This window comes from Chitinophaga sp. Cy-1792, assembly GCF_011752935.1.
Lineage (GTDB): Bacteria > Bacteroidota > Bacteroidia > Chitinophagales > Chitinophagaceae > Chitinophaga.
Window position 1 is genome coordinate 1 of sequence record NZ_VWWO01000028.1, and the last position, 446, is coordinate 446.

The 446-nt window shown below is 52.2% G+C and carries 1 protein-coding gene; it reads right to left on the reverse strand.

All coding sequences use genetic code 11. The features are described from left to right. Positions 1-446 (reverse strand): phosphopantetheine-binding protein (locus tag F3J22_RS30325; RefSeq protein WP_167021747.1); only part of this gene is annotated, 446 nt, incomplete at both ends.

Sequence of the window (446 nt, forward strand, 5' to 3'; positions counted from 1 at the left end):
CGGTCAAAGTATAGACTCCTGGCATGTTGTAGGCCACACTACCTTCTTCAAACTGGCTCAACACCCATAGGCGGCGCTGGGAAGACGACAACGGATATGACGCCTGCTGTGGCGCCGGGGCGATCTGCGAAAAGATCGTCTTCCGCGACGCAGCGATCAATACCCCTTGTTGTTCCAGGATGCTGTTGGAGAAAAGATCCTTTAACGGCAGCTTCACATCAAAAGCCTTATGTATCAGGCTTCCCAGCCGGGTAGCTTTCAGACTATGGCCTCCCAGGTCAAAGAAATTATCTTTGACACCGATCGGCGTCCTGCCCAGTACCTGTTCCCAGATCGCTATTAACTGCGCTTCTATGTTATTACGGGCAGGTATATACGTAGTTCCGCTACTTAATCCAAAGTCTTCCGGAGCGGGCAACTGCCGGCGATCTACCTTGCCATTGGCA